Source organism: Pseudomonas anatoliensis, from assembly GCF_017976235.1.
GTDB lineage: Bacteria > Pseudomonadota > Gammaproteobacteria > Pseudomonadales > Pseudomonadaceae > Aquipseudomonas > Aquipseudomonas anatoliensis.
The window spans coordinates 63,965-86,692 of the sequence record NZ_JACVHC010000004.1 but is presented as its reverse complement, the minus strand read 5'-3'; the positions used below and the strand labels follow the sequence as shown (position 1 = coordinate 86,692).

Below are 22,728 nucleotides of genomic sequence, written 5' to 3'. Positions count from 1 at the left end.
TCACGGCGGACGGCGCAGGTCAATCCATTTTCTCAAGCGACTGTTTCATTCGTCGGAAGCCGGTTCTGCTGTGGCTTTTCGTCGCATGTGGCGCTTTTCGAGAATTATTGTATACAAAAAAATAACTCATTGTGTTCTATTTGTTTGCATCGGACTGCGGCATTCAAGCGCAGCTCCACGACTTTCCCTATAACAAAATGAGGACGGCACCATGAGCGCTTTAACCTTGAAAGTCGCAGTCAACCTGGTCAACGAAGCCATCAACGCAGGGCGGGGCATCAATGCCGCGCCGTTGACCATCGCGGTACTCGATACGGGCGGGCACTTGATCGCCCTGCAACGCGAAGACGGCGCCAGCCTGCTGCGCCCGCAGATCGCCATCGGCAAAGCCTGGGGCGCGATTGCGCTGGGCAAGGGTTCACGCCTGCTGGCAGTGGATGCTCAACAACGCCCGGCGTTCTTCGCGGCACTCAACAGCATGGGCCAGGGCAGCGTCGTGCCGGCACCGGGTGGAGTGTTGATCCGCGATCAGGCGGGGGAGGTGTTGGGTGCGATCGGCATTAGCGGCGACCTGTCGGATGTTGATGAGCAGGTGGCGATCAAAGCGGTGCAGGCGCTGGATTTGAAGGCGGATGCGGGGGTGGTTGCTTGATTGGTGATGACTGATTAACCGCTATCGCGAGCAGGCTCACTCCTACAGGGTTTGTGGTCGGATACAAAATGTCTAAACACTCAAACCCCCTGTAGGAGTGAGCCTGCTCGCGATTGCAATCTCCTGGACACATCCGGCCAACAGTTTGCTCCACCTACCTGAATCCACAGAACTAGTCTTCCTCTGACATTGTCACGGGAGGCAAAGGAATGCCGGATCTACCTGCTGCACACCGATTACGAGCCGGGCGCTATGGCGAAGCCAATCGTATCTACCTGTTGACCACAAACACACTGAACCGGGCACCGGTTTTCAAGGAATTTGCCTTGGGCAGGCTGGTCGTCGATCAATTTCGAAATGCGCAGAATCTCGGCTTGGCAAACTCACTGGCGTGGGTGGTCATGCCGGATCATTTTCATTGGTTGATTGAATTGCAGCAGGGCTCTTTGAGCGAACTGATGCAGAAGACCAAATCGATGAGTACCAAAGCGGTCAAGCAGCGTACCGGGCGAAATATCAGTCTCTGGCAGAGAGGGTTCCATGATCGGGCGCTACGGCGGGAAGAGGATCTGGTGAAGATGGCGAGATATGTCGTGGCCAATCCATTGCGGGCAGGATTGGTTGAGAAGCTAGGCGACTATCCGTTGTGGGATGCCATTTGGGTTTGAACCGGCACCGAGTCGCCTTGATCGCGAGCAGGCTCACTCCTACAGGTGAATGCATTCCAAATGTAGGAGTGAGCCTGCTCGCGATAGCCGCATCGCGGTGTCTCAGTCCGGCTCACACCCCTTCAACACCAACCGGATTATCGTCTGCGCCGCCGCTTCATAATCGGCTTCATCCAGTTTGTCCTTGCCGGTGATCGCCGAGATCTGCCAGTCGAAGTCGGCGTAGGTCTGGGTCGCGGCCCAGATGCTGAACATCAGGTGATTGGGGTCGATCGGGGCGATCTGGCCGCGGTCGATCCAGGTCTGGATGCAGTCGATGTTGTGCTTGGCCTGGCCGTTGAGCTGCTCGACCAGGTCGGCGCTCAGGTGCGGGGCGCCGTGCATGATTTCGCTGGCGAATACCTTGGAGGCGAAGGGCAGGTCGCGCGAGATGCGAATCTTCGAGCGGATGTAGCCGCTGAGCACTTCGCTCGGCACGCCGTCCGCGTTGAACGGAGTCGAAGCCTGCAAGATCGGCACGATGATGCTTTCCAACACCTCGCGGTAGAGGTTTTCCTTGGATTTGAAGTAGTAGTAGACGTTGGGCTTGGGCAATCCTGCCTTCGCGGCGATGTCGCTGGTTTTGGTCGCAGCGAAGCCCTTGTCGGCAAACTCCTCACTGGCAGCACGCAGGATCAGTTCTTTGTTGCGCTCGCGGATTGTGCTCATAAACCCGGTGGTTCCTTGCCTGTTCTGGCGGTTGCGCATGGTAGCACCGGCCTCGCGCAGCGCTCAACAATGCCCCATGTGGCCTGCGGTCGCGTTATGCTTCGCAACATTCATACATAGAAGGAAACAGGATTCATGGCAGGAAGCAGTTTGCTGGTGCTGATTGACGATATCGCCGCCGTTCTGGATGACGTTGCGTTGATGACCAAAATGGCCGCCAAGAAGACCGCCGGGGTGCTCGGTGATGATTTGGCGCTCAATGCCCAGCAGGTCTCCGGCGTGCGCGCCGAGCGGGAAATTCCCGTGGTGTGGGCGGTGGCCAAGGGTTCGTTCCTCAACAAACTGATTCTGGTGCCCTCGGCGCTGGCGATCAGTGCGTTCGTTCCGTGGCTGGTCACGCCGCTGTTGATGGTCGGTGGTGCGTATCTGTGTTTCGAAGGTTTTGAGAAACTCGCGCACAAATTTCTGCACAGCAAGGCTGAAGATGACGCGGATCATGCGCAACTGAGCGCAGCCGTTGCCGATCCGGAAACTGATCTGGTGGCGTTCGAGAAGGACAAAATCAAAGGCGCGATCCGCACCGACTTCATCCTTTCGGCAGAAATCATCGCCATCACTCTGGGTGCCGTGGCCGGCGCCCCGCTGACCCAGCAAGTGATCGTGCTGTCCGGCATCGCCATCGTTATGACCGTCGGTGTGTATGGTCTGGTGGCCGGCATCGTCAAGCTCGACGACCTCGGTCTGTGGCTGACCCAGAAGCCCGGGCAAATGGCCAAAAAAATCGGCAACGGCATTCTGGTCGCCGCGCCCTACATGATGAAGGCCCTGTCGGTGATCGGCACGGCGGCGATGTTCCTGGTCGGCGGCGGCATCCTGACCCACGGCGTGCCGGTGGTTCACCACTGGATTGAAGGCATTGGCGCAGCGGCGGGCAGCGCCGGGTTTGTGGTGCCGGTGTTGCTCAATGGCGTAGCGGGGATTATTGCCGGTGCGGTGGTGCTGGCGGTTGTATCGGTAGTCGGCAAGATCTGGAAAGCTGTGAAAGGCTAAAAAGATCGCAGCCTGCGGCAGCTCCTACAGGGTGTACATCCTCCCAATGTAGGAGCTGCCGCAGGCTGCGATCCTTTGATCTTCATGAAAAAGGCCATTCGACTCGCATCGAATGGCCTTTTTTGTACCTGCCGAATCTACTCGGCAATCTGCAACTTGCGCGACTCGGTGTACACGTAGCGCACTTTCTCGTATTCGAACGGTGAGTTCAGCTGACCGTAGCGGAAGCCGGTCTGGTAGCGCTTGTCCACCGCGCGCAGGGCCCAGACTTCCGGGTGGTTGGAGCTGACTTCCGAGACGTTGAGGAAGTTGATCGCCGACTCGGCGGTGTAGTCCACGGCCAGGCCTGCGGTGTCGCGGATGTTCGACGGGCCGAAGATTGGCAGCACGAAGTAGGCGCCGCCCGGTACGCCGTAGAAGCCCAGAGTCTGACCGAAGTCTTCGCTCTGGCGTGGCAGGCCCATGGCGGTGGCCGGGTCCCACAGGCCGGCGATGCCGATCGTGGTGTTGAGCAACAGGCGCGCGGTGGTTTCCATCGAGCGCTGGCCTTTGAACTGCAGCAGGCTGTTGACCAGGTTCGGTACATCGCCAAGGTTGTTGAAGAAGTTGCTCACGCCGGTGCGCAGGAAGCTTGGCGTGACGTAACGATAGCCGTCGACTACAGGCAGAAACACCCACTGGTCGAAGCGATAGTTGAAGTGGTAAACCCGACGGTTCCACGACTCCAGCGGGTCATAGACGGCCAGCGCATTGAGCGTCGAACGTTCGAATTCACGCTGGTCCAGGCCCGGGTTGAATTTGAGTTTGGTCAGCGGTTCCTTGAAGCCGTCGCTGTCGACCACCACCGGTGCATTGGCTTTGCTGTTGTCGGCCTGGGCCACGCCTGCACAGAGGAACGCTGCTACCAGCAGGAGATATTTAGCCACGGAAGAACTCCAGCATCGCGTCGCTGTTGACGCGGTAGTTAATGTTGCCGCAATGGCCGCCCAGTGGATAAACGGTCAGGCGATCACCGAAGGTCTTGCGCAGGAAACCGAGGTCGCCGGGGCCGAGGATCACGTCGTCGGCGTTGTGCATCACGGCGATTTTCGGGCTGTCGTGCAGGTAATCCTTGAGTGCGTACAGGCTGACCTGGTCGATCAGTTGCAGCAGGCTGCCGCCGTCGGTGCGCGCGCGCCACATCGGAATGACCTGTTCGGTCAGGTAGCAATCGAAGTCGCATTGCAGCGCACGCTTGAGGAATGGCGTGAGGCTGGTGCCTTCAGTGATCGGGAATTTCGGCGGGGTGATCAGACCGCGACGGTTGATCAGGTCCGAGGTAAAGGCAATGTCGGCTGCCGAGAAGCGGAACGAAGTGCCGATCAACATCGCCATCTGCTCGTTGCTCAGATGCTGCTTGGACTGCTGGAAGTCATAAAGCAGGGCGTCATTGAGATCGATGTAGCCTTTCTGCTGGAAGTAGCGGGTCAGCTTGGCCAGCACCAGTTCATAGAAGGTGGTGCTGTTGTTGATGCCTTTAACCTCGGTCTGCACGAGTTTGTCGAGGTTGGTGATCGAGGTGTAGAGATTGACCGGCGGATTGAGCAGGAGAACTTTCTTGAAGTTGAAGCTGCGGCGGGTCTCGTCCAGGTGTGCGACGAATGCGGCATCCAGCGCACCGAGGCTATAACCGGTGAGGTAATAGTCAGTGACCGGCACATTGGGGTTTTGCGCCCGCACCGCCTGCATCACCCGGTACATGTCTTCGGCGTCTTCTTTGGTAATGCCCGGCGTAGCGAAGCGAGACGCAGCGCTGATGAAGTCGAAACTGGTCGGTGAAGACAGCTGCACGACGTGGTAGCCGGCCTTGTAGTAGAGCTTTTTCAGGTATTCATTGAGCGTGCTGTCGAAGCGCGCGCCGGTACCGGCGATCAGGAAGATCAGCGGTGCGGGTTTGTCCTGTTCGGCGATGCGGTAGGTCAGCTTCTTCACCGGCCAGAAGTTGTCCGGCAGGATGAACTCGCGCTCCGGACGCAGGGTGACGCTGCGGTCCGACTGATTGATGTCGTCATCCAGCGGCAGCTCCGGGCGCAAGTCCGGCGGAGTCGTGGCGATGGTCGCCTCGAACGGGTTGGTCAGAGGGTAGCCATAACTGGCGGCGTCGATATCCACCGCCAGTGCGGACGCACTCAAAATAAGGCCGCTGAACAGCGCGGCGAAGCGCAAGGAATGGAGCATGACGAGATCCCTAAGAGGAAGGTGCCGAATGAAGTTCGCAGGCTATGACCACCGGGTTTGCGCCAAAGTGCCATGCCGCGGCACCAAACAGGCAGAATTCGGAGTAATAGTAGCTGGACGATACACTTTGCACTGATTGAATGACTAGTTAACTGTTGTTATTGCTTGCGTATGGTTGGCGGCGGATTAAGCTGGCCGCCGATTTCCGAAGACTGGAGTGCTTAATGTCCCGCCGCTTGCCTGTGATTCTGTTACTCGTTTTGTTGCCATTGTGGCTGGCCGCCAGTTATGGCGCGCGTTATGGCTTCATGGAGGACGGCAAATGGGTGGGGATTTGCGTCGATGAGGCCAGCCGTTGGGAATGTCAGTTGCGAGCTAATCTTGGGTTGATGATTCACTTCAAGGTATTGGGCTGGGCGGCGCTGGGTTGTGCGCTGATCGGTTTTGTCGTGCCGGGGCGGGCAGGGTGGTGGTTGGCGGTGTTGGCGCTGGTGTTCGGGCTGCCGGCACTGGCGTTGTACAACACGACGCTGGCGGTGTTTGCTGTGGTGATTGCCGGATTGCGCCTGGTCAGATCATCCCGCAGCGCCTGATAGAAAAAGATCGCAGCCTGCGGCAGCTCCTACATTAGCGGCGCCTACACCCTGTAGGAGCTGCCGAAGGCTGCGATCTTTTGACCTTGCTGGTGATCAGCCCTGGCGAACGCGAAGGCAGCGCCACAACGCCACAACCATCAACCCGCTGACCAGCGCCCAGCCCAAAGCCTGCTGGTTCTGCATCCCTTCCAGATACAGCTGCGGCGCAATGCCGGCTCCGATGATAAACGTCAGCAACGCAATCTCCGGACGCGCCACGCTCACCGGTCGGCACAGATAAACCAGCGCCGGCAGCACAAATGCCATGCTGGCAAAACTGCGATAGCGCGCATCGAAGACCATCTCGAGCATCATCACCGCCGCCGCAAAACTGGCTGCCGCCACCAGCCATCCGGCACGCCGTTCCAGCAGATTGAAGATGCGTTCACGCCAGCCCGTACGAGCGCTCAAGGTCAGCGCGGCATGCGCCAGCACCAGCAGATTCAAGGCCGTCAGCAACCCGACCCACAGCCATTCGCTGGCAAAGCGGGTGGTCACAAATGCCAGATCACCCCAGGCGCCGATCGAGCAAGCGGCGAGGGCGCCCAACAGCGGCAGCACCAGTGCCGAGCGCGTATTGCGCACTCGACCACCGAGGAACAGCGTGCCAAGGAAAATCAACCCGCCGACCGCCAGCCACTGCTTCCAGTGCGGCACGTTCGTCACCGGCCCCGCGAGTATGCCTTTGTCCTGGCGGTCGGCATCGAACAGCCCCCAATACCCGCCAACCGCGCCTTCACTGGCACGCTTCCAGGGCTGATCGAAAGCTTCGATCAGGTTGTAATGCCAGCCTTCTTTCTCGGCCATCGCGACAAAACCACGAATGAACTTCGCTTCGTTGACCCGGCTCGGCAGTGCCGTCTCGCGCTGGCGACCTTCACTCGGCCAGCCGGTCTCGCCAATCATCACGTCCTTGGGCGCGAACTTGTTGCCGAATACCTGGCGCACCTGCGCCACGTGCTGCAGCGCCGCATCGATATTCGACGGATCGTCTTCCCAGTACGGCAGCAAGTGAATGGTCAGGAAATCCACCGCTGGCGCGACTTCCGGATGCTTGAGCCAGAATTCCCAGACATCGGCGTAGGTCACCGGTTGTTTGACCTGACTTTTGACCTTGTTGATCAGTTTCACCAGTTGCCCGCCGGTGACTTCCTTGCGCAGCAACACTTCGTTGCCGACGATCACCGCGCTGACTACGTCCGGGTTGGCGTTGGCCGATGCGATGAGCAGGTCGACTTCCTTCTCGGTGTCTACCGGATTGCTGTTGACCCAGGCGCCGATCATCAATTTCAGACCATGTTTACGCGCCAGATCCGGCAGTGCTTCAAGGCCGAACATCGAGTAGGTGCGGATGCATTCGAAGCGGGTGGCGAGCAGGGCGAGGTCGGCGTCCATGCGCTCCGGGCGCAATTTGAACGGTACGTCGAATGGTGACTGGTCTTTGTCGAACGGGGTGTAGGAGGCGCATTGCAGCTTGTGCGTCGGCGTCGCGGCGTCCGGCAGGATCACCGGTTTGCCGAGGCCATACCAGAAGCCGCCGAAGGCAAACAGTCCAAGCAGGCAGGCGAAGAGATACGGGAGAAAAGCAAAGCGGGACGTCGCGGACATGGTCAGGCCGAGTGGCTGCAAAGCGACGCATGTTACCTGCATTTATCCAGCGGTTGGTGGCTCGCATGATTTTGACATGCAAAGTTCGGGCGGATTATTTGGCGCCATTTATATAGAAGAGGTTAATGGCCTTCTAATGTCGTTTCTCGTTGCCTTGAGGTCGCAGGCAGAGCAGGTCGCCTCGGGCGTCAGGTTGATGATCGAAAGCGTCAGTACTCCACTGATGTCCGGCCGAGTTTGCGATGAGGCGTGATGGGGGCGCTGTGCACCATAACAATACGTTGACGATGCCCGGCATCCGTCGGGCGCAGCATTTCGGGGAAGTAACGATGAAGATGCGACGACTTTTAAGCGCAGGTGCCGCTCTGGCGCTTGCGATGAGCTCCACTTTCGCCAGCGCTGAAAAACAGACCCTGAACATCGGTTACGTTGACGGCTGGTCCGACAGCGTCGCGACCACCCATGTGGCGGCCGAAGTGATCAAGCAGAAACTCGGCTACGACGTGAAGCTGCAAGCCGTCGCTACCGGGATCATGTGGCAAGGTGTGGCCACCGGCAAACTCGACGCCATGCTCTCGGCCTGGCTGCCAGTAACCCATGGTGATTACTGGACGAAGAACAAGGATCAGGTCGTCGACTACGGCCCGAACTTCAAGGATGCAAAAATCGGCCTGATCGTGCCGGAGTACGTCAAAGCCAAATCCATCGAAGACCTGAAAACCGACGATACCTTCAAGAATCGCATCGTCGGCATCGATGCCGGTTCAGGTGTGATGCTCAAGACCGATCAGGCGATCAAGGATTACGGCCTCGACAAATACTCGCTCAAGGCCAGTTCCGGCGCTGGCATGATCGCCGAACTGACCCGCGCCGAGAAGAAAAACGAATCCATCGCCGTCACCGGTTGGGTGCCGCACTGGATGTTCGCCAAGTGGAAACTGCGCTTCCTCGACGACCCGAAAGGCGTTTACGGTGCAGCTGAAACCGTGAACAGCATCGGCAGCAAGGAGCTTGAAACCAAGGCGCCGGAAGTGGCGAAGTTCCTGAAGAACTTCCAGTGGGCATCGAAAGACGAAATTGGCGAAGTGATGCTGGCGATTCAGGACGGTGCAAAACCTGACGCCGCCGCCAAAGCCTGGGTAGCCAAGCACCCGGAGCGTGTGGCTGACTGGACTAAATAACCGCAACACGCCGCAGCTCCCCTGTAGGAGTGAGCCTGCTCGCGATAGCAATCTGTCAGTTCATGCTGAGGTGACTGACATGGCGCTATCGCGAGCAGGCTCACTCCTACATTTATTTGTGTGTGCTTGAGAATGGCAAAAGTGTCATGGCGTTCTACTACTAAGGTCGTCTGGAACCTGGCTCGCAGCCGCATACAGTGGATATCGTTCCAACAATAATCTGTGCTGCGAGGATAAAAACAATGAACGACAGCATTTACCTCTCGATTCAAAACAGTCCCCGATTCAAGGAACTGGTTAGCAAGCGAGAAAAGTTCGCCTGGATTCTTTCTGCGATCATGCTTGGGCTTTACTCCGGTTTCATCCTTCTGATTGCTTACGGGCCGCATCTTCTGGGCGCGAAGATCAGTCCTGAGTCCTCCATTACCTGGGGCATTCCTATCGGTGTCGGGCTGATTCTTTCGGCCTTCATCCTTACCGGCATCTACGTAAAGCGCGCCAATGGCGAGTTCGACGACCTGAACAATGCGATTCTCAAGGAGGCTCAGCAATGATCCGGCGTCTACTGGCTCTACTGAGCGTTGCAGCTTTCGCACCGGGTGCCTCGGCGGCTGATGCCTTGACGGGTGCGGTGGCCAAACAGCCGCTGAACATTCCTGCGATCCTGATGTTCGTGGCATTTGTCGGCGCCACTTTGTACATCACCTACTGGGCTTCGAAGAAAAACAACTCCGCGGCCGACTACTATGCGGCGGGCGGCAAGATCACCGGTTTCCAGAACGGTCTGGCGATTGCCGGTGACTACATGTCCGCGGCGTCCTTCCTGGGGATTTCCGCGCTGGTGTTCACCTCCGGCTACGATGGCCTGATCTACTCGATCGGCTTCCTGGTGGGCTGGCCGATCATTCTGTTCCTGATCGCCGAGCGTCTGCGTAACCTGGGCAAGTACACCTTTGCCGACGTGGCGTCCTACCGCCTCGGGCAAACCCAGATTCGCTCGCTGTCCGCCTGCGGTTCGCTGGTGGTGGTGGCGTTCTACCTGATCGCGCAAATGGTCGGTGCGGGCAAGCTGATCCAGCTGCTTTTCGGCCTCGACTACCACGTAGCGGTGATTCTGGTCGGTGTGCTGATGTGCATGTATGTGCTGTTCGGCGGCATGCTGGCAACCACCTGGGTGCAGATCATCAAGGCTGTGTTGCTGCTGTCCGGTGCATCGTTCATGGCACTGATGGTGATGAAGCACGTCAACTTCGACTTCAACACGCTGTTCTCCGAAGCGATCAAGGTGCACGCCAAGGGCGAGGCGATCATGAGCCCGGGCGGTCTGGTCAAGGATCCGGTTTCGGCATTCTCGCTGGGTCTGGCGTTGATGTTCGGTACCGCTGGCCTGCCGCACATCCTCATGCGCTTCTTCACCGTGAGTGATGCAAAAGAAGCCCGTAAGAGCGTGCTGTATGCAACTGGCTTCATTGGCTACTTCTACATCCTGACGTTCATCATCGGCTTCGGCGCGATCCTGCTGGTCAGCACTAACCCGGCCTTCAAAGATGCTGCTGGCGCCCTGTTGGGCGGCAACAACATGGCGGCGGTGCACCTGGCCAACGCGGTCGGCGGTAGCATCTTCCTTGGCTTCATTTCGGCAGTTGCCTTCGCGACCATCCTCGCTGTAGTGGCAGGCCTGACCCTGGCCGGTGCTTCGGCGGTATCTCACGACCTTTACGCCAGCGTTATCAAGAAGGGCAAGGCGAACGAGAAGGACGAGATTCGCGTCTCGAAGATCACCACGATTGCCTTGGCGGTGCTGGCGATTGGTCTGGGCATCCTCTTCGAGAGCCAGAACATTGCGTTCATGGTTGGCCTGGCGTTCTCGATCGCGGCGAGCTGTAACTTCCCGGTACTCCTGCTTTCGATGTACTGGAAGAAGCTGACGACTCGTGGTGCGATGATTGGTGGCTGGTTGGGTCTGGTCAGCGCTGTTGGCCTGATGATTCTCGGCCCGACCATCTGGGTGCAGATTCTGCATCATGAGAAGGCGATCTTCCCTTATGAGTACCCGGCGCTGTTCTCGATGATCATTGCGTTTGTGGGGATCTGGTTCTTCTCGATCACTGACAAGTCGGCGGCTGCGGACCGGGAACGTGCGTTGTTCTTCCCTCAGTTTGTGCGTTCGCAGACGGGGTTGGGGGCGAGTGGGGCGGTTTCGCATTGATCGCTTGATGGTTTTGTAATGTTGTTCTGAATGCCCCGGTTGAGAGATCGGGGCATTTTTTGTGGGCGGTTATCGGACTGAGGTCTTTGTGGTTGGTGTTTATTGAGTACATATCCGTTGCTGCGGTAACGGCTTCTTAGGGTTTCGCCCTTACGGCGACTCACTTTTTTTCAAACGCCAAAAAAAGTAAGCAAAAAACGCTTGCTCCTACGTACGGCCCGCTCGCTGGGGCTCGGGGTTCCTTCGCTCCGGGATCGATCCGGGCGCAGCGCCTACGGTTTGCTTCGCTGCACCTCCTCTCGCTGTGTTTGGCTGCGCCAAACGGTCGCTGCGCTCCCACGCCCGGATCAATCCCGGAACGAAGCCTTCCGACGTCGCCTTACAGATCAAAAGCTGCAGCCGAGCTAACGCTCATCCTGTTGAGTGGTGAAAAGCGTGCGGTTGGCTTTTGATTTTCTGTAGGAGTGAGCCTGCTCGCGATGGCGGCCTGACAGCCGACCAATATCTGGCTGGTGCACCCATTCCCAATGTAGGAGCTGCCGAAGGCTGCGATCTTTTGATCTGTTTTTGGCTTTGGCTTTGGCTTTGGCTTTGGCTTTGGCTTTTGACGTTGCTTTTGATCTCCAGGCCCATCGGCAGGCCGAGCGTAGGTGTTCATCAGGGGGTAGGCGCGCAGCGCCGTGCGGCGAAGCCGCATTCATCGAAAGGAGGTGCAGCGAAGCAAACCGGAGGCGATGCCCCCGGATGGACACCGTAGCGAGGGAACACTGAGCCTCAGCGAAGTGCCGTACGCCGGGGCAAAGCCTTTTGGGTTACCTTTTCGGCGTTTGGAAAAGGTGACTCGCTGTAAGAGCGAAACCGCCAGTAGCAGCTACTCAAAAAACGGATATACACCCGATTCCAAAAAACCAGTCGGCCCACAGGCCGCTGAGACCAAACAAACAAAAACGGCCCCTATATAAATAGAGGCCGTTCCCGGTACAACTTAAAACGTTATCGCAAGACAAATCTTATTTGCGGTCTTCCAGCTTGGTAATGTCACGCGACTCGTAGCCGGTGTACAACTGGCGCGGACGGCCAATCTTGTACGGGCTCGAGAGCATTTCTTTCCAGTGGGAGATCCAGCCGACAGTACGTGCCAGCGCAAAAATCACGGTGAACATGCTGGTCGGAATGCCGATCGCCTTGAGGATGATCCCCGAGTAGAAGTCGACGTTCGGGTACAGCGAGCGTTCGATGAAGTAAGGGTCGGTCAGGGCGATCTCTTCCAGGCGCATGGCCAGTTGGAGTTGCGGATCGTCGTTGATACCCAGTTCCTTCAATACCTCGTCGCAGGTCTGCTTCATTACAGTCGCGCGAGGATCGCGGTTCTTGTAAACGCGGTGACCGAAGCCCATCAGCTTGAACGGGTCGTTCTTGTCCTTGGCCTTGGCGATGAACTTGTCGATGTTGGACACATCGCCAATCTCGTCAAGCATGGTCAGAACGGCTTCGTTCGCACCGCCGTGGGCAGGGCCCCACAGTGCGGCGATACCAGCGGCGATACAGGCGAACGGGTTGGCACCCGAAGAACCCGCCAGACGCACGGTGGAAGTCGATGCGTTCTGCTCGTGGTCGGCATGGAGGATGAAGATCTTGTCCATGGCCTTGGCGAGCACCGGGCTGATCGGTTTGATCTCGCACGGCGTGTTGAACATCATGTGCAGGAAGTTTTCCGCGTACGTCAGGTCGTTGCGCGGGTACATCATGGGTTGACCCATGGAGTACTTGTAAACCATCGCTGCCAGGGTCGGCATCTTCGCAACCAGACGGATCGCGGAGATTTCGCGATGCTGCGGGTTATTGATGTCGAGGGAGTCGTGGTAGAAGGCCGAGAGGGCGCCGACTACGCCGCACATGACGGCCATTGGGTGGGCGTCGCGACGGAAACCGTTGAAAAAGGTTTTCAGCTGCTCGTGAACCATGGTGTGGTTTTTCACGGTGCTGACGAACTGGGCCTTCTGTTCTGCGGTCGGCAGTTCGCCGTTGAGCAGCAGATAGCAGGTTTCCAGGTAGTCCGACTTTTCAGCCAGCTGTTCGATCGGGTAGCCGCGGTGCAACAGAATGCCGTTGTCGCCGTCGATATAGGTGATCTTCGATTCGCACGAGGCGGTCGACATGAAACCAGGGTCGAAAGTGAAGCGGCCCGTGGCCGTCAGGCCCCGAACATCGATTACATCGGGACCAACGGTGCCGGTTAAAATGGGCAGCTCGACGGGGGCTGCGCCCTCGATGATCAACTGCGCTTTTTTGTCAGCCATGTGGCCTCCTATTTATGCTTGAACCATCAGACAGACCCCCCACGCAGGGCCCGCACCACTATAGTGAGATAAATTCGAATGTCAATTTGCCTAAAGTCTTGCTCCAGAAGGCTTTAAGTGCCCTTTTTCCTCGAAATTGACTGCCATTTACGCCTTTTATACGACTTGTGCAATGCGCTATTTGGGGTAGGTGATTGCGTTGTCATTAGTAGCCTAACTGTCTATACTCGGCCACCGACCGCCAAGGGCTTTTGGGCCTGCTTTATTGGGGGTCGCATCCCTGGGTGGTGGTTACCTGACCAGTGCACTCCCCAACAACTTTGCCCTGATTGTTAGGGGCTCTTCAGTGTGAAAAAAAAGCCGTGAAAAGCCAACGACCTGTAAACCTAGACCTAAGGACCATCAAACTCCCCATCACCGGCGTTACGTCGTTTCTTCACCGTGTTTCCGGCATCATCCTCTTCCTGGGCCTTGGCTTCATGCTTTATGCATTGGGCAAATCCCTGGGTTCCGAGGAAGGTTTTGCCGAGGTGAAGGCATGCTTGACCAGCCCGCTGGCCAAGTTCGTAGCATGGGGCCTCCTGTCCGCTCTGCTGTATCACCTGGTAGCCGGTGTGCGCCACTTGATCATGGACATGGGCATCGGTGAGACGCTGGAAGGCGGCCGCCTGGGCTCGAAAATCATCGTCGCCATTTCCGTGGTGCTGATCGTTCTGGCAGGAGTTTGGATATGGTAACCAGCGTTACGAACCTTTCGCGTTCGGGCCTCTATGACTGGATGGCGCAACGTGTGTCTGCGGTTGTTCTCGCGGCTTATTTCATCTTCCTGATCGGATACCTCGCAGCGAATCCGGGCATTGGCTACGACCAGTGGCACGGCCTGTTCGCCCACAACGGGATGCGTATCTTCAGTCTGCTGGCCCTCGTTGCCCTTGGCGCTCACGCCTGGGTCGGCATGTGGACCATCGCGACCGACTACCTGACGCCAATGGCGCTGGGCAAGTCCGCGACCGCAGTACGTTTCCTTTTCCAGGCAGTATGCGGCGTTGCGATGTTCGCTTACTTCGTCTGGGGTGTGCAGATTCTCTGGGGTATCTGATTCATGGCTAACATTCCAACGATTTCTTTCGACGCCATCATTATTGGTGGTGGCGGTGCTGGCATGCGCGCTGCGCTGCAACTGGCACAGGGCGGTCACAAGACTGCCGTGATCACCAAGGTTTTCCCGACTCGTTCGCACACTGTATCGGCTCAGGGTGGCATCACCTGCGCAATCGCGTCTGCCGATCCGAACGATGACTGGCGCTGGCACATGTACGATACCGTCAAGGGCTCCGACTACATCGGTGACCAGGACGCTATCGAATACATGTGTCAGGAAGGCCCGGCTGCCGTTTACGAGCTGGACCACATGGGCATGCCGTTCTCGCGTACCGAACAGGGCCGCATCTACCAGCGTCCGTTCGGCGGTCAGTCGAAGGATTACGGTAAAGGCGGGCAGGCTGCCCGTACTTGCGCCGCTTCCGACCGTACCGGTCACGCGCTGCTGCACACCCTTTATCAGGGCAACCTGAAAGCCGGTACCACGTTCCTGAACGAGTACTACGCTGTCGACCTGGTGAAAAACGCTCAAGGCGAGTTCGTCGGTGTGATCGCCATCTGCATCGAAACCGGCGAAACCACCTACATCCGCGCCAAGGCTACTGTTCTGGCAACCGGCGGTGCAGGTCGTATCTACGCTTCCACCACCAACGCCCTGATCAACACCGGTGACGGCGTCGGCATGGCTCTGCGTGCTGGCGTGCCGGTACAAGACATTGAAATGTGGCAGTTCCACCCGACCGGCATCGCCGGCGCCGGTGTACTGGTTACCGAAGGTTGCCGTGGTGAAGGTGGATACCTGATCAACAAGCACGGCGAGCGTTTCATGGAGCGTTATGCTCCGAACGCCAAAGACCTTGCCGGTCGTGACGTTGTTGCCCGCTCGATGGTCAAGGAAATCATCGCGGGTAACGGTTGCGGTCCGAATGGCGACCACGTGCTGCTCAAGCTCGATCACCTCGGCGAAGAAGTGCTGCACAGCCGTCTGCCAGGCATCTGCGAGCTGTCGAAGACTTTCGCACACGTTGACCCGGTTGTTGCTCCGGTTCCGGTTGTTCCGACTTGCCACTATATGATGGGCGGTGTTCCGACCAACATTCATGGTCAGGCGATCACCCAGAACGCTGAAGGCGAGGACGAGATCATTCATGGTCTGTTCGCGGTCGGCGAAGTGGCTTGCGTATCGGTTCACGGTGCCAACCGTCTGGGCGGCAACTCGCTGCTCGACCTGGTGGTGTTCGGCCGCGCTGCCGGCCTGCACCTCGAGAAAGCGCTGACCGACGGCATCGAATACGATGACGCTACCGAAGCTGATATCGACGCTGCCCTGTCGCGCCTGAACGCACTGAACAGCCGTACCGATGGCGAAGACGTCGCAACACTGCGTCGCGAGCTGCAAAGCTGCATGCAGAACTACTTCGGCGTGTTCCGTACCGGCGAATACATGCAGAAAGGTATTGCCCAGCTGGCAGACCTGCGCACCCGTATTGCCAACGTGAAAATCAACGATAAGTCGCAAGCGTTCAACACTGCACGTATCGAAGCGCTTGAGCTGCAAAACCTGCTGGAAGTCGCTGAAGCCACTGCCATCGCGGCCGAAGTCCGTAAAGAGTCCCGCGGCGCTCACGCCCGTGAAGACTTCGAAGATCGTGACGACGAAAACTGGCTGTGCCACACCCTGTACTTCCCGGGTGACAAGCGCGTCACCAAGCGTGCCGTGAACTTCTCGCCGAAGACTGTTCCGACTTTTGAACCTAAGATTCGGACTTATTAAGGGTGGCCGCCATGTTGAAAGTCAGCGTTTATCGTTACAACCCTGATCAGGACGCCGCGCCGTTCATGCAGGAATTCCAGGTCGATACCGGTGGTAAAGACCTGATGGTGCTGGACGTGCTGGCCCTGATCAAAGAGCAGGACGAGGGTTTCTCCTATCGTCGCTCTTGCCGTGAAGGTGTTTGCGGTTCCGACGGCATGAACATCAACGGCAAAAACGGCCTGGCGTGCATCACGCCGTTGTCCGCTGTCGTAAAAGGCAACAAGTTGATCGTTCGTCCGCTGCCAGGTTTGCCGGTTATCCGTGACCTGGTTGTCGATATGAGCATCTTCTACAAGCAATACGAGAAGGTTAAGCCATTCCTGCAGAACGACACGCCGGCTCCGGCCATCGAGCGTCTGCAGTCCCCTGAAGAGCGTGAAAAGCTCGACGGTCTGTACGAGTGCATCCTGTGCGCTTGCTGCTCGACCTCTTGCCCGTCCTTCTGGTGGAACCCGGACAAGTTCCTGGGCCCGGCCGCACTGCTGCAAGCTTATCGCTTCCTGGCAGACAGCCGCGACACCAAGACGTCCGAGCGTCTGGCTTCGCTGGATGACCCGTTCAGTGTTTTCCGCTGCCGGGGCATCATGAACTGCGTCAACGTATGTCCGAAAGGCCTGAACCCGACTAAGGCCATCGGTCACATCCGTAACATGCTGCTTTCGAGCGGCGTGTGATTCAGCTGCTGTAACCGCTGCACCGTAGAGGCTGTGGCGCGGGCTTCAACCCGCGTCATGGCTATAACCAGAGCAGCAGCCATAAGCTGCGGCTCTTATTTTGAAGAAATGAGACAAGCAGGGGCATCCGGGCTGGTACCCGGACTATCAGTGTGATCCTAGGTGGCTTGTTTTAGTCGCTGCATTCGGACTTCTGCAAGTTTGCTCGGTGTCGACATCGATGGTGTTCCCCTAACCGAGGGTGACCAAGCATGCAAGAAAGCGTGATGCAGCGCATGTGGAACAGCGCCTACCTTTCAGGTGGAAACGCTGCCTATGTGGAAGAGCTTTATGAGCTCTACCTGCACGACCCTAACGCTGTGCCAGAAGAGTGGCGCACCTACTTTCAGAAGCTGCCTGCCGACGGCGGCTCTGCCACTGATGTTTCGCACTCCACAATTCGCGATCATTTCGTGCTGCTGGCAAAGAACCAGCGCCGCGCTCAACCGGTTTCCGCCGGCAGCGTGAGCAGTGAGCACGAGAAGAAGCAAGTTGAAGTGCTGCGATTGATCCAGGCCTACCGTATGCGTGGCCACCAGGCAGCCCAGCTTGACCCGCTGGGGCTGTGGCAGCGTCCTGCACCTGCAGACCTGTCGATCAATCATTACGGCTTGACCAATGCCGATCTTGATACGACCTTCCGTGCCGGCGACCTGTTCATCGGCAAAGAGGAAGCGAGCCTACGCGAAATTCACGAAGCGTTGCAGCAGACATATTGCCGCACCATCGGCGCTGAATTCACGCACATCACCGATTCCGAGCAGCGTCAGTGGTTCCAGCAGCGTCTGGAAAGCGTGCGCGGCCGTCCAACGTACTCCGCCGACATCAAGAGCCACCTGCTCGAGCGCGTCACCGCCGGCGAAGGTCTGGAAAAATACCTGGGCACCAAATACCCGGGTACCAAGCGTTTCGGTCTGGAAGGCGGCGAAAGCCTGATTCCGATGCTCGACGAACTGATCCAGCGTTCCGGTTCGTATGGCACCAAGGAAGTCGTGATCGGCATGGCCCACCGTGGCCGTCTCAACGTGCTGGTCAACACCTTCGGCAAGAACCCGCGCGAGCTGTTCGACGAGTTCGAAGGCAAGAAGAAGGTCGAGCTGGGTTCCGGTGACGTTAAATACCACCAGGGCTTCTCGTCCAACGTGATGACCACCGGTGGTGAAGTTCACCTGGCCATGGCGTTCAACCCGTCCCACCTGGAAATCGTTTCCCCGGTGGTCGAGGGTTCGGTTCGCGCCCGTCAGGATCGTCGTAACGACCCTACCGGTGAGAAGGTTCTGCCAATCTCCATCCACGGCGACGCGGCATTTGCCGGCCAGGGCGTGGTGATGGAAACCTTCCAGATGTCGCAGACCCGCGGTTTCAAGACCGGCGGTACCGTGCACATCGTGATCAACAACCAGGTTGGTTTCACCATCAGCAACCCGCTGGACTCGCGTTCCACCGAGTACGCGACCGACGTTGCGAAAATGATCCAGGCGCCGATCCTCCATGTGAATGGTGATGATCCGGAAGCCGTATTGTTCGTGACTCAGCTGGCCATCGACTACCGCATGCAGTTCAAGCGTGACGTGGTGATCGACCTGGTCTGCTACCGTCGTCGCGGCCACAACGAAGCCGACGAGCCAAGCGGCACCCAGCCTCTGATGTATCAGCAGATCACCAAACAGCGCACCACCCGTGAGCTGTACGCTGACAGTCTGACTCAGAGCGGTGTGCTCGACGCTGAGCGTGTTCAGGCGAAAGTCGACGAATACCGCAACGCGCTGGACAACGGTCTGCACGTAGTGAAAAGCCTGGTCAAAGAGCCGAACAAAGAGCTGTTCGTGGACTGGCGTCCGTACCTGGGCCACGCCTGGACCGCACGTCACGACACTCGCTTCGACCTCAAGACCCTGCAGGAACTTTCCGCCAAGCTGCTGGAAATTCCGGATGGCTTCGTGGTTCAGCGCCAGGTCTCGAAAATCTACGAAGACCGTCAGAAGATGCAAGCCGGCGGCCTGCCGATCAACTGGGGTTACGCCGAAACCATGGCGTACGCGACCCTGGCGTTCGAAGGTCACCCGATTCGCATGACCGGTCAGGACATCGGCCGCGGTACGTTCTCGCACCGTCACGCTGTTCTGCACAACCAGAAAGATGCTGGCACTTACATTCCGTTGCAGCACCTGTACGACGGTCAGCCACGTTTTGACCTGTACGACTCGTTCCTGTCGGAAGAAGCCGTTCTGGCGTTCGAATACGGTTACTCGACCACCACGCCGGATGCGCTGGTGATCTGGGAAGCCCAGTTCGGCGACTTCGCCAACGGTGCCCAAGTGGTTATCGACCAGTTCATCACCAGTGGCGAGCACAAGTGGGGCCGTCTGTGCGGTCTGACCATGCTGCTGCCGCACGGTTATGAAGGTCAGGGGCCTGAGCACTCTTCGGCTCGTCTGGAGCGTTACCTGCAGCTGTGCGCCGAGCACAACATTCAGGTAGCGGTACCGACTACGCCGGCTCAGATCTACCACTTGCTGCGTCGTCAGGTGATTCGTCCGCTGCGCAAACCGTTGATCGTCCTGACTCCGAAGTCGCTGCTGCGCCACAAGCTGGCCATCTCGACGCTGGAAGATCTGGCCGAAGGTTCGTTCCAGACCGTGATCCCGGAAATCGATGTACTGGACCCGAAAAAGGTCGAGCGCGTTGTTCTGTGTAGCGGCAAGGTCTACTACGACCTGCTGGAAAAACGCCGTGCCGAAGGCCGTGACGATATCGCCGTCGTGCGTATCGAGCAGCTGTACCCATTCCCTGAGGACGACTTGATTGAAGTCCTGGCTCCTTACACCAACCTCAAACATATCGTTTGGTGTCAGGAAGAGCCGATGAACCAGGGTGCCTGGTACTGCAGCCAGCACCACATGCGCCGCATCGTTGGCAAACACGATAAATCTCTCGTACTCGAGTACGCGGGCCGTGATGCCTCTGCTGCACCTGCTTGTGGTTACGCATCGATGCACGCCGAGCAGCAGGAAAAACTGCTGCAAGCCGCGTTTACCGTTTAACGCCTTCGCGCACCTGAAACCGAATTTAAGGAACTACAGATAATGGCTATCGAGATCAAAGCCCCCACTTTCCCGGAATCGGTTGCCGATGGCACCGTTGCCACCTGGCACAAGCAACCGGGCGACGCCGTCAAGCGTGACGACCTGATCGTCGACATCGAAACTGACAAAGTCGTACTGGAAGTTCTGGCTACCGCCGACGGCGTACTGGGCGCAATCGTCAAGAACGAAGGCGACACCGTTCTGTCCGACGAAGTCCTGGGCTCCATCGAGGCGGGCGGCGCTGCTGCCGCTGCTCCGGCTGCCGCTGCTGCTCCGGCCGCAGCACAAGCCGCTGCTGCACCTGCTGCCGGCACCGACGAAGACGCTATCGCCGCTCCTGCTGCACGCAAACTGGCTGAAGAAAACGGCATCAACCTGGCGTCCGTCAAAGGCACCGGTAAAGATGGCCGTGTAACCAAGGAAGACGTGGTTGCCGCTGTTGAAGCCAAGAAAGCTGCTCCGGCCGCTGCACCTGCCAAGGCTGCTGCGCCATCGGCTGCTGCTCCTGTGTTCGCCGCTGGCGATCGCGTCGAGAAGCGCGTTCCGATGACCCGCGTTCGTGCCACTGTGGCCAAGCGTCTGGTTGAAGCTCAGTCGAACATGGCGATGCTGACCACTTTCAACGAAGTCGACATGACTGAAGTCATGGCGCTGCGTTCGAAGTACAAGGACCTGTTCGAGAAGTCGCACAACGGCGTACGTCTGGGCTTCATGTCGTTCTTCGTGAAGGCCGCTACCGAAGCGCTGAAACGCTTCCCGGCTGTCAACGCTTCGATCGACGGTGCCGACATCGTTTACCACGGCTATGCCGACGTAGGTGTTGCTGTTTCCAGCGATCGCGGTCTGGTGGTTCCGGTTCTGCGTAACGCCGAACTGATGAGCCTGGCTGAAATCGAAGGCGGCATCGCCACCTTCGGCAAGAAAGCCCGTGACGGCAAACTGTCGATGGACGAGATGACCGGTGGTACCTTCACCATCACCAACGGTGGTACCTTCGGTTCGATGATGTCGACCCCGATCGTCAACCCGCCGCAGGCAGCGATTCTGGGCATGCACAACATCATCCAGCGTCCGATGGCCATCAACGGTCAGGTCGTGATCCGTCCGATGATGTACCTGGCACTGTCCTACGATCACCGTCTGATCGATGGCAAAGAAGCTGTAACCTTCCTGGTGACCATCAAGAACCTGCTGGAAGATCCGGCTCGTCTGTTGCTGGATATCTGATAGAAGCAGTCGCGTGTTGCAGGCGATGTATCGCCGGAAACGGTGGTACGGCCTGCAGCGCGCGGCTTGAAGCTTTTCGCTAAAGAGGATTTTTTGAATGTCGCAGAAATTTGACGTAGTAGTGATCGGTGCCGGCCCTGGCGGTTACGTAGCTGCCATCAAGGCCGCGCAGCTGGGTCTGACCACTGCCTGCATCGAGAAGTACACCGACGCCGAAGGCAAGCAAGCCCTGGGCGGCACCTGCCTGAACGTCGGCTGCATTCCTTCCAAGGCGCTGCTCGACAGCTCCTGGAAATACAAGGAAGCGAAAGAAAGCTTCAACGTTCACGGTATCTCGACCGGCGAAGTCAAAATGGACGTCGCTGCGATGGTTGGCCGCAAGGCTGGCATCGTCAAGAACCTGACCGGCGGCGTTGCCACTCTGTTCAAGGCCAACGGCGTTACTTCGATTCAGGGCCACGGCAAACTGCTGGCCGGCAAGAAAGTCGAAGTCACCAAGCCAGACGGCTCGGTAGAAATCATCGAAGCTGAAAACGTCATCCTCGCGCCAGGTTCGCGTCCGATCGACATTCCACCGGCTCCGGTTGATCAGAACGTCATCGTCGATTCGACTGGCGCGCTGGAATTCCAGACCGTACCCAAGCGTCTGGGCGTTATCGGCGCTGGCGTAATCGGTCTGGAACTGGGTTCGGTTTGGTCGCGTCTGGGTTCGGAAGTGGTTGTCCTGGAAGCTCTGGACACTTTCCTGATGGCAGCGGACACCGCTGTTTCCAAGGAAGCGCTGAAAACCCTGACCAAGCAAGGTCTGGACATCAAGCTGGGCGCTCGCGTGACCGGTTCTAAAGTGAATGGCGACGAAGTCGTTGTGAACTACACCGATGCCAACGGCGAACAGACCATCACTTTCGACAAGCTGATCGTAGCCGTTGGTCGCCGTCCGGTGACCACTGATCTGCTGGCTGCCGACAGCGGCGTGACCCTGGACGAGCGCGGTTTCGTGCACGTTGACGATCACTGCGCCACCACCGTACCGGGCGTTTTCGCCATCGGTGACGTGGTTCGCGGCATGATGCTGGCTCACAAGGCTTCGGAAGAAGGCATCATGGTTGTCGAGCGCATCAAGGGCCACAAAGCCCAGATGAACTATGACCTGATCCCTTCGGTTATTTATACTCACCCGGAAATCGCGTGGGTTGGCAAAACCGAGCAGGCCTTGAAAGCTGAAGGCGTTGAAGTTAACGTCGGCACCTTCCCGTTCGCCGCTTCTGGCCGTGCCATGGCCGCCAACGATACCGGTGGTTTCGTCAAGGTCATCGCGGATGCCAAGACTGACCGCGTATTGGGCGTGCACGTGATTGGTCCGAGCGCTGCAGAACTGGTTCAGCAGGGCGCGATCGGCATGGAATTCGGCACCAGCGCTGAAGACCTGGGCATGATGGTTTTCTCCCATCCGACCCTGTCTGAAGCCTTGCACGAAGCTGCTCTGGCTGTGAATGGCGGCGCCATCCACATTGCCAACCGCAAGAAGCGTTAACAGACAATAAGAAACCACGGCGG

19 protein-coding genes are annotated in these 22,728 nt (G+C 58.1%); 14 read left to right on the top strand and 5 right to left on the bottom strand.

What is annotated here, in order from left to right; genetic code table 11:
- Positions 1 to 211: 211 nt before the first annotated feature.
- Complete coding sequence (locus ICA16_RS13945) at positions 212 to 652, top strand: GlcG/HbpS family heme-binding protein (RefSeq protein ID WP_210553682.1); 441 nt, start codon at positions 212 to 214, stop codon at positions 650 to 652.
- Between the two features lie 209 nt (positions 653 to 861).
- Positions 862 to 1,320, top strand: coding sequence for an REP-associated tyrosine transposase (locus ICA16_RS13940; RefSeq protein ID WP_210553681.1), 459 nt, complete (start codon positions 862 to 864; stop codon positions 1,318 to 1,320).
- Positions 1,321 to 1,422: 102 nt separating this feature from the next.
- Here ICA16_RS13940 and ICA16_RS13935 read toward each other — a convergent pair whose 3' ends face one another.
- A complete protein-coding gene (locus tag ICA16_RS13935; protein WP_042558279.1) occupies positions 1,423 to 2,028 on the bottom strand; it encodes a TetR/AcrR family transcriptional regulator in 606 nt (201 codons plus the stop codon).
- Between the two features lie 135 nt (positions 2,029 to 2,163).
- Between ICA16_RS13935 and ICA16_RS13930 the strand changes: the two genes are divergently transcribed.
- Positions 2,164 to 3,078: a DUF808 domain-containing protein gene (locus ICA16_RS13930; protein WP_210553680.1), complete on the top strand. Its 915-nt coding sequence runs from the start codon at positions 2,164 to 2,166 to the stop codon at positions 3,076 to 3,078.
- Between the two features lie 137 nt (positions 3,079 to 3,215).
- On the opposite strand, the gene ICA16_RS13925 is transcribed toward ICA16_RS13930, so the two are convergent.
- Both ICA16_RS13925 and ICA16_RS13920 read right to left on the bottom strand, forming a co-directional pair.
- Entirely contained in the window at positions 3,216 to 4,004 is a 789-nt protein-coding gene (locus ICA16_RS13925; RefSeq protein ID WP_150601202.1) for an MlaA family lipoprotein, read from the bottom strand.
- Entirely contained in the window at positions 3,997 to 5,295 is a 1,299-nt protein-coding gene (locus tag ICA16_RS13920) for a serine/threonine protein kinase (RefSeq protein ID WP_150601203.1), read from the bottom strand. The genes ICA16_RS13925 and ICA16_RS13920 overlap by 8 nt, the downstream gene beginning before the upstream one ends.
- A gap of 224 nt (positions 5,296 to 5,519) precedes the next feature.
- Between ICA16_RS13920 and ICA16_RS13915 the strand changes: the two genes are divergently transcribed.
- Positions 5,520 to 5,888: a hypothetical protein gene (locus tag ICA16_RS13915; protein ID WP_150601204.1), complete on the top strand. Its 369-nt coding sequence runs from the start codon at positions 5,520 to 5,522 to the stop codon at positions 5,886 to 5,888.
- 96 nt (positions 5,889 to 5,984) lie between these two features.
- Here the strand turns inward: ICA16_RS13915 and ICA16_RS13910 are convergent, their stop codons facing one another.
- On the bottom strand, positions 5,985 to 7,580 hold the full coding sequence (locus ICA16_RS13910) for a glycoside hydrolase family 17 protein (RefSeq protein ID WP_210700833.1): 1,596 nt from the start codon (positions 7,578 to 7,580) through the stop codon (positions 5,985 to 5,987).
- A gap of 287 nt (positions 7,581 to 7,867) precedes the next feature.
- Here ICA16_RS13910 and ICA16_RS13905 point away from each other — a divergent pair, with 287 nt between their 5' ends.
- The 3 genes from ICA16_RS13905 to ICA16_RS13895 all read left to right on the top strand — a co-directional run bounded on the left by ICA16_RS13905 (position 7,868) and on the right by ICA16_RS13895 (position 10,928).
- A complete protein-coding gene (locus ICA16_RS13905) occupies positions 7,868 to 8,719 on the top strand; it encodes a glycine betaine ABC transporter substrate-binding protein (protein WP_150618441.1) in 852 nt (283 codons plus the stop codon).
- 242 nt (positions 8,720 to 8,961) lie between these two features.
- The gene (locus tag ICA16_RS13900; protein WP_042558286.1) at positions 8,962 to 9,273 is read left to right on the top strand and encodes a DUF485 domain-containing protein; all 312 of its coding nucleotides are present in this window, start codon (positions 8,962 to 8,964) and stop codon (positions 9,271 to 9,273) included.
- Positions 9,270 to 10,928 carry a cation acetate symporter gene (locus tag ICA16_RS13895; RefSeq protein WP_210700832.1) on the top strand — a complete coding sequence of 553 codons (1,659 nt, stop codon included), beginning with the start codon at positions 9,270 to 9,272 and terminating at the stop codon, positions 10,926 to 10,928. Before ICA16_RS13900 ends, ICA16_RS13895 begins: the two co-directional genes overlap by 4 nt.
- Before the next feature lie 1,010 nt (positions 10,929 to 11,938).
- On the opposite strand, the gene gltA is transcribed toward ICA16_RS13895, so the two are convergent.
- A complete protein-coding gene (gene gltA / locus ICA16_RS13890; protein WP_150594210.1) occupies positions 11,939 to 13,228 on the bottom strand; it encodes a citrate synthase in 1,290 nt (429 codons plus the stop codon).
- A gap of 362 nt (positions 13,229 to 13,590) precedes the next feature.
- Between gltA and sdhC the strand changes: the two genes are divergently transcribed.
- The 7 genes from sdhC (at position 13,591) to lpdA (ending at position 22,705) form a co-directional block, all read left to right on the top strand.
- Positions 13,591 to 13,965: a succinate dehydrogenase, cytochrome b556 subunit gene (sdhC, locus tag ICA16_RS13885; protein WP_150601209.1), complete on the top strand. Its 375-nt coding sequence runs from the start codon at positions 13,591 to 13,593 to the stop codon at positions 13,963 to 13,965.
- Positions 13,959 to 14,327, top strand: coding sequence for a succinate dehydrogenase, hydrophobic membrane anchor protein (gene sdhD / locus ICA16_RS13880; RefSeq protein WP_007977503.1), 369 nt, complete (start codon positions 13,959 to 13,961; stop codon positions 14,325 to 14,327). The genes sdhC and sdhD overlap by 7 nt, the downstream gene beginning before the upstream one ends.
- 3 nt (positions 14,328 to 14,330) lie before the next feature.
- A complete protein-coding gene (sdhA, locus tag ICA16_RS13875) occupies positions 14,331 to 16,103 on the top strand; it encodes a succinate dehydrogenase flavoprotein subunit (protein ID WP_150601210.1) in 1,773 nt (590 codons plus the stop codon).
- Positions 16,104 to 16,114: 11 nt separating this feature from the next.
- The gene (locus tag ICA16_RS13870) at positions 16,115 to 16,819 is read left to right on the top strand and encodes a succinate dehydrogenase iron-sulfur subunit (protein ID WP_150601211.1); all 705 of its coding nucleotides are present in this window, start codon (positions 16,115 to 16,117) and stop codon (positions 16,817 to 16,819) included.
- Between the two features lie 251 nt (positions 16,820 to 17,070).
- Positions 17,071 to 19,902: a 2-oxoglutarate dehydrogenase E1 component gene (locus tag ICA16_RS13865; RefSeq protein WP_150601212.1), complete on the top strand. Its 2,832-nt coding sequence runs from the start codon at positions 17,071 to 17,073 to the stop codon at positions 19,900 to 19,902.
- Positions 19,903 to 19,944: 42 nt separating this feature from the next.
- Positions 19,945 to 21,171 carry a 2-oxoglutarate dehydrogenase complex dihydrolipoyllysine-residue succinyltransferase gene (gene odhB / locus ICA16_RS13860; protein WP_150618444.1) on the top strand — a complete coding sequence of 409 codons (1,227 nt, stop codon included), beginning with the start codon at positions 19,945 to 19,947 and terminating at the stop codon, positions 21,169 to 21,171.
- 97 nt (positions 21,172 to 21,268) lie between these two features.
- Positions 21,269 to 22,705 carry a dihydrolipoyl dehydrogenase gene (lpdA, locus tag ICA16_RS13855; RefSeq protein WP_129391073.1) on the top strand — a complete coding sequence of 479 codons (1,437 nt, stop codon included), beginning with the start codon at positions 21,269 to 21,271 and terminating at the stop codon, positions 22,703 to 22,705.
- Positions 22,706 to 22,728 lie beyond the last annotated feature (23 nt).

Bases quoted from the DNA above. Each gene is read 5' to 3' on its own strand.
- ICA16_RS13945 (WP_210553682.1), top strand. From the start codon at position 212: ATGAGCGCTTTAACCTTGAAAGTCGCAGTCAACCTGGTCAACGAAGCC.
- ICA16_RS13940 (WP_210553681.1), top strand. From the start codon at position 862: ATGCCGGATCTACCTGCTGCACACCGATTACGAGCCGGGCGCTATGGC.
- ICA16_RS13935 (WP_042558279.1), bottom strand. From the start codon at position 2,028: ATGAGCACAATCCGCGAGCGCAACAAAGAACTGATCCTGCGTGCTGCC.
- ICA16_RS13930 (WP_210553680.1), top strand. From the start codon at position 2,164: ATGGCAGGAAGCAGTTTGCTGGTGCTGATTGACGATATCGCCGCCGTT.
- ICA16_RS13920 (WP_150601203.1), bottom strand. From the start codon at position 5,295: ATGCTCCATTCCTTGCGCTTCGCCGCGCTGTTCAGCGGCCTTATTTTG.
- ICA16_RS13915 (WP_150601204.1), top strand. From the start codon at position 5,520: ATGTCCCGCCGCTTGCCTGTGATTCTGTTACTCGTTTTGTTGCCATTG.
- ICA16_RS13910 (WP_210700833.1), bottom strand. From the start codon at position 7,580: ATGCAGGTAACATGCGTCGCTTTGCAGCCACTCGGCCTGACCATGTCC.
- ICA16_RS13905 (WP_150618441.1), top strand. From the start codon at position 7,868: ATGAAGATGCGACGACTTTTAAGCGCAGGTGCCGCTCTGGCGCTTGCG.
- ICA16_RS13900 (WP_042558286.1), top strand. From the start codon at position 8,962: ATGAACGACAGCATTTACCTCTCGATTCAAAACAGTCCCCGATTCAAG.
- ICA16_RS13895 (WP_210700832.1), top strand. From the start codon at position 9,270: ATGATCCGGCGTCTACTGGCTCTACTGAGCGTTGCAGCTTTCGCACCG.
- gltA (WP_150594210.1), bottom strand. From the start codon at position 13,228: ATGGCTGACAAAAAAGCGCAGTTGATCATCGAGGGCGCAGCCCCCGTC.
- sdhD (WP_007977503.1), top strand. From the start codon at position 13,959: ATGGTAACCAGCGTTACGAACCTTTCGCGTTCGGGCCTCTATGACTGG.
- sdhA (WP_150601210.1), top strand. From the start codon at position 14,331: ATGGCTAACATTCCAACGATTTCTTTCGACGCCATCATTATTGGTGGT.
- ICA16_RS13870 (WP_150601211.1), top strand. From the start codon at position 16,115: ATGTTGAAAGTCAGCGTTTATCGTTACAACCCTGATCAGGACGCCGCG.
- ICA16_RS13865 (WP_150601212.1), top strand. From the start codon at position 17,071: ATGCAAGAAAGCGTGATGCAGCGCATGTGGAACAGCGCCTACCTTTCA.
- odhB (WP_150618444.1), top strand. From the start codon at position 19,945: ATGGCTATCGAGATCAAAGCCCCCACTTTCCCGGAATCGGTTGCCGAT.
- lpdA (WP_129391073.1), top strand. From the start codon at position 21,269: ATGTCGCAGAAATTTGACGTAGTAGTGATCGGTGCCGGCCCTGGCGGT.